We start from the raw sequence: 4864 nt of genomic DNA on the forward strand, positions 1-4864 counted from the left end.
TGATGCCGTAAGGCGTTGAGCACGTGAAAGATCTTACAAGTGCCTGTGCTGCTACGATGTCGCAGACCTCTGATGCCGTAAGGCGTTGAGCACTCAGGGATTAAGCCTAAGCTGGTTCGGGAGGTTCGGCAGTCGCAGACCTCTGATGCCGTGAGGCGTTGAGCACTTGGGATCTAGGACTTGTGGCCGTGGTGAGTCTAGTCGCAGACCTCTGATGCCGTAAGGCGTTGAGCACGCCACTGTATGCCTGCCAACCGAGGACAAGAAATTTCTGTCGCAGATCTCTGATGCCGCAAGGCGTTGAGCACTAGATCTTGACCTACATCAATCAACTGACAGTTTGCTTCTGTGATGAACTAATTCTTTCTAGATATTTGTTGTTCAATGACAACACCACACTGGTCGTGAAACCAATCACGAGCTACGGAGAAATTGCGATCGCTCTCCAGATAAATTGCTCCCATCAACGCCTCAAACATTTCTCCAAACATATCGCCCTTCTTGGCAGTTTCATTAATGCTGCCTCCCACGCGACAGATCTGATCAAGCCCTACGTGTAAAGCGTACCAATACGCCCCTTTCCGTCGTTCCTTTAAGGGTTGAGATTTCTGAGTGAGATTTCCTTGATCAGCATCTGGAAACTCATGAAATAAGTAATCGGTGACAGCAGCGTTCATGATGCCATCACCTAAATGAGCTAGCCGCTTGTGTTGCAACCTTAATTTCTGGCTCAACTGAGGCTGATTCTCATGAGCCTCCTTGGTATAGCTGTTGTGGCTGAGCGCTAATAGAACGGTCTCGTAGTCCTTTAGAGGAGGAAGTTGTAGCCGTTGTTTGATAGTCTCGATATCCACTGACCTTGTCCTACTTCTACTAGGCGGCATTTCTGGCTGTTGGTCTAACTTTGAGCCGCAATTGCCCTACTAAAGAACACCTGTATTCTAATCCCCGCTCTACCTCATACAGCCTTTAACGCAACCTCAACCCGTTTCACAAACTCCGATTCCCGATCGCACGTTAGCACCAACTGATCGATCGCCCGTGTCATCGCCACATACAGCAGCCGCGCTTCCTCCTCCAGAGTGCTGTGCTGATTGGGCAGATAGCCAACTCCAGGGATGAAGACAACCGGAAATTCTAGTCCCTTGCTGGAGTGCATGGTGATGAGCTTAATGCTCTGCTCAGTTGGACTGAAGTCTCGACTACTGCCATTTTCATTCACCCATTCCACCGGGATCTGAACCTGCTTCAATCGGCTACAGATGCGATCGCCCATAAACTTAGAGCGGTAGACGATCGCCATCTCGTTCCAGGGTGTCCCCCGTTCGTGGAACTGCTGCGATCGCTCAGCCAGGTAGTCTATCTCTTGCTTAAAGTTGGGTAGCCGTATTAGTACAGGCTTTGCACCATGACGCATTGAGCTTTCAGGTTTCACCAGCATGGGGGTATCTTCCTCCTGCCCATCGGTTGGCAGCATTGCTTCTCTGGCAAACTGATAGGCAACTGTCAACACCTCAGCCGTATTGCGATAGTTGATCTTGAAGATAGTTGTTCGCCCCTGAGCCTGAATGCCACAGCTTTTGAAGCTGAATTTCTTAGCTCGTTTTTCCCCGTAGAGATTTTGAGCGTCGTCGTAGAGCAGGAGGAATGAACTCGTTTTGGGATCTACCATCTGGGCTGTAAGCTTCAACCATTCCGGTTTGAAATCGTGCCCTTCATCAATTAGGACTGCTCCGTATTGACCCGCTGGGATTTTCCCGCTATCAACTGCCCCAATTACGCGCCTAACCAGTTCCCTAACGTATTCATCGCCCTGAAACTGGTTGTAGCTAGGTTTTGCCATCCCATACTGCTGGAGCAGATCACCACACCAGCCGTGAAAGTGGCGCACGGTGACGCGATCGCCTACCCCTTTTTCGTGAAGCATCGATCGCAGTTTGGCTGCCAGCGTCACATTAAAGCACAGTACCAGAATTGGTTTACCGCTTTGTTGGGCAAGGTGAAGGCAGCGGTAGACTAGAATCAGCGTCTTACCTGAACCTGCTACACCATGCACCACGCGATGACCGTCGCCCAAGCTTCGAGCAAGCTGCTCCTGATAGAGATCCATCACTCGAAGAACGTCGGGCACAGCCAGTGCTTCGGGTTGGGATGTCTCCCTTTCAAGTGGGCGATCGCTAATTCGCACTTCTGGAAACAGATACCAGCGGATGCGGTCGATCTGGGTAGGGGTTAGCGGTTCGCCAAATTTGTAGGTGCAGAAGTTCCAGAGGCGTTGCTGAAACGCCCCTGCATCGACACTTTCATACATCTCGTCCTGACAGATGACCAGGTTCGGCTCAAGGACTTCATTTAAGCCCTCGACCGATTCAAACTGCTTGCGGGTGATGTTAGCAAGAATTACCCCATGAGAAACGGGGAAAGCAAGCTTACCTTTGTAGCGCCCTGCTGACTCCACCAGCAGATGATCTCGTTCTAGTTCCTGCTTCACGGCTAAGGCATACCCTCTTGCTTGAGCTACGGGGTTCTTGACCCTCTCCTCTCCGTTGACAGTCAGTAGCGTGACGGAAACTGGATTGATTTGCCCAATGGTGTCAAGCTTCCAGTCCTTAACCTCCAGAACAATCAATCCTCGTAACGGATGCAGGAGGATGAAGTCTGGATGCAGCCGCTTTTCACCGACCGGGACATCGTACCAGAGCAGATAATCGTCTTCTAGTTTCTGTTCAAGTCTCTGGGCAAGCCGCCGCTCTCCGGGTGTCATGTATTGGGAACGAGAGCTGAAGGCTGGAATTAAGGTAGCCATAGGAGGTCTGAGATGTCACCTAAACTTTACTCAGAATGCCCTACTGCTTTGGGAACAATGCAGCAATGCAGTAACTTAGCGTTCATCTGATAGAGCGATCGCCTTCATTCCTCCATGTCTACCCCACCCGCTACCTACTCTGAAGAGCTAATTCCTCAACCTCCCCAGCGCTGGACTCGTGCCCAGCAGCTAGAACTGCTCATGTGGCATCCCTTGTTTACGGGCAAATGCCCTCAGTGCGGGCAGGCGCGTTCTCAGGATCAACAGCTTGCTCTATGGACATGTGGGTGTGGATGGAAGGATGAGACGGAGTAGGCGATCGCCCCCTTGCCCTAGCGATCGCTCAACGCGGTTCATAGACTAGATTCAATAGATAAAATCAAAGATGTTGATGCTACTTGCCACTGCTGAAGCTTGTACGAGTTGGTGGGGACACTCCTGGTGGAAAGTTTTAAGCAATCTAATTATTGTTTTCTGCTTTAAGACGTTCTCGGAGCGCAGAGAATAGAAAGCGATTGTTTCTACCTCGGACTGTGTCAGGTTGAAATTAAAAGGCAGCTTGAGAAATTCAAGATTTACTACGAGCGATTACAAGTAATCAAGGATTTTAGCTGGCATTATCTACAATAAGATCACTAATTGAGGTAACCCAAGAGAAATAAAATAAGCTTAGCTACTAGAACTTATTTAGATGGTTCTTTGTTGAGGAAAATTAATGAGTTTAGAAAAAATTAATGAAATTAGAAGTGAAGTTGAAAAAGATCCAAAAATATCAATACTAGAAGAACAAATAGCATTCAAGCAGCAAAGATTAATAGAACTTAGGAGAAAGTACGATGCTCGGATAGATGGGCTAAAACAAGCTAGATTGATAACTTTAGCTGCTTCTAGTTTTTTTCTAGTTGTATTAGGATCTAGGTTTTTGTTTCCTTCCTCCGAAACTGAGTTTTTATCAAGTCTTCAAAGCAGTGAAGTATTTATATTATCTTTAGTACCCTTAACCATATTATTTGGCTCTTTGACGTTTGATCCAACCAGAGAAGACAAGATAGAAATCCAAGAACTACAAAATGAAATTGAGTTATTGAGCATTGCAGACACGTCACTTGAGCAAAGAGCAGAAAAGCTTTTCAGAATTAATCAGCTTGAACTGAAACGCTACTACAACCAATCTCTTATGAGTAGCTTGTGGATATTAGTTGTAGGAATTACTTGTATCTTACTTGGATTTTTAATTATAGGTTCTTCACTGTCTCTGGTAAATTTGCAGAGCCAAAGCAATAGTATAGAAGAAAAAGTTATTCTAGCTATATTAGGTGCTGTTGGAGGCATTTTGTCAAACTTCATTGCTGTAGTTTATTTGAGGATGTTTTCGGAGAATATTAAGTCGCTGAACACTTTTCATAACAGGCTTGTTGTAACAAATAACTTGCACTTTAGTAATGTTTTAGCTGCCAGTATCAAAGATGTAAGTTTGAGAGAGAAGACAATTTCTCAGATAGCTTTAAGTCTGTCAAAACAGCCGTATAAAGACGATGCTGAAGGTGAAAGCGAATCTTTGTAGAAGTAAACACTTACCGTAATAGCTGTGCTATTTGAGTGATGCCAAATTTACTGAGATTTACGAATTTAGTTCATTAATTAGTTCATTAAGTGGAGACTATATATTGATGCTGCTCGCTACTGCTGAGGCTTGTATGAGTCGATGGGGATGTACCTGGTGGGAAATGCTAGCCAATATGATTATTTTTTCGAGCATTGGATTATTCTCAAGGCGCAAAAAATAGAAGGTGATCTGTTTTACCTGAGTTTCGTCGAGTGGTGATGAGGCGATCGCGTTACTCCGAAGCTTCAGGTTCTATACCCAATTCTTTGCAGTCTCGGTTGGGGTCTAAGTTTGCTCCTGCTGGAAGCAGAGTTTGGCAGAGCTTAGCAGTTCCCAGTTGGCGTCTTGTCCAATTTTTGGCGGAGCTAAGGTTAGCAGAGCCGAGGTTGGCGGAGCTGAGGTTGACGTAGCGGAGGTCGGCGGAGTTGAGGTCAGCGGAGTTGAGGTCGGCG

The 4864-nt window shown here is 46.6% G+C and carries 5 protein-coding genes; 2 read left to right on the forward strand and 3 right to left on the reverse strand.

The window, feature by feature from the left end; translation table 11 throughout:
- Window positions 1–356: 356 nt before the first annotated feature.
- Together H6F93_RS00035 and H6F93_RS00040 are read right to left on the reverse strand one after the other, a co-directional pair.
- Window positions 357–854 (reverse strand): ribonuclease III domain-containing protein, encoded by a 498-nt coding sequence (locus tag H6F93_RS00035; RefSeq protein WP_190677911.1) that lies wholly within the window; start codon window positions 852–854, stop codon window positions 357–359.
- A gap of 104 nt (window positions 855–958) precedes the next feature.
- Window positions 959–2806 carry a DEAD/DEAH box helicase gene (locus H6F93_RS00040; RefSeq protein WP_190677915.1) on the reverse strand — a complete coding sequence of 616 codons (1848 nt, stop codon included), beginning with the start codon at window positions 2804–2806 and terminating at the stop codon, window positions 959–961.
- 114 nt (window positions 2807–2920) lie between these two features.
- Between H6F93_RS00040 and H6F93_RS00045 the strand changes: the two genes are divergently transcribed.
- Together H6F93_RS00045 and H6F93_RS00050 are read left to right on the forward strand one after the other, a co-directional pair.
- Window positions 2921–3121, forward strand: coding sequence for a hypothetical protein (locus H6F93_RS00045; protein WP_190677927.1), 201 nt, complete (start codon window positions 2921–2923; stop codon window positions 3119–3121).
- A gap of 400 nt (window positions 3122–3521) precedes the next feature.
- A complete protein-coding gene (locus H6F93_RS00050) occupies window positions 3522–4370 on the forward strand; it encodes a hypothetical protein (protein ID WP_190677919.1) in 849 nt (282 codons plus the stop codon).
- A gap of 274 nt (window positions 4371–4644) precedes the next feature.
- Here the strand turns inward: H6F93_RS00050 and H6F93_RS34905 are convergent.
- The coding region (locus tag H6F93_RS34905) for a pentapeptide repeat-containing protein (protein ID WP_190677923.1) at window positions 4645–4864 on the reverse strand (220 nt) is incomplete at its 5' end.

It is taken from the genome of Leptolyngbya sp. FACHB-671 (genome assembly GCF_014695745.1).
GTDB lineage: Bacteria > Cyanobacteriota > Cyanobacteriia > Elainellales > Elainellaceae > JAAUTN01.